This window comes from Aromatoleum evansii (assembly GCF_012910805.1).
Classification (GTDB): Bacteria; Pseudomonadota; Gammaproteobacteria; order Burkholderiales; family Rhodocyclaceae; genus Aromatoleum; species Aromatoleum evansii.
Genome location: NZ_WTVK01000200.1, coordinates 1 through 468, shown reverse-complemented (window position 1 = coordinate 468; position 468 = coordinate 1). Strand labels below are relative to the sequence as shown.

General features: G+C 70.7%; 1 protein-coding gene. It reads left to right on the top strand.

The annotated features are described in order from the left end of the window. A partial coding sequence (locus GO615_RS29890; RefSeq protein ID WP_281358763.1) for an SbcC/MukB-like Walker B domain-containing protein occupies nucleotides 1-468 on the top strand: 468 nt, incomplete at both ends.

Below are 468 nucleotides of genomic sequence, written 5' to 3'. Positions count from 1 at the left end.
CGCAGATGGCCAACGAACGTCTGGCGACGATGACGGACGGGCGCTACCAGCTGCGCTACACCGACGAACGAGCCAAGGGCAACCAGCGCAGCGGCCTCGGGCTGCTCGTCGTCGACGCGTGGACGGGGCGCTCACGCGACACCGCCACGCTCTCAGGCGGCGAGGCGTTCATGGCCTCCCTCGCCCTCGCACTCGGCCTCGGCGATGCCGTGCGCGCCGACTCAGGCGGCCTGGAACTGCACACGCTGTTCGTCGACGAGGGGTTCGGCAGCCTCGATCAGGACACGCTCGAGCAGGTCATGGAAGTGCTTGACTCGCTGCGAGAGGGCGGACGGCTCGTCGGCGTCGTCAGCCACGTCACCGAACTGCGCGCCCGCATCCCCACGCACGTCGAGGTCGTCAAGACCTCCGAGGGCTCGAGCGTGCGGACGACGTCCGCGCCGGGGCACGCCGCCGTCCCGAATGCCG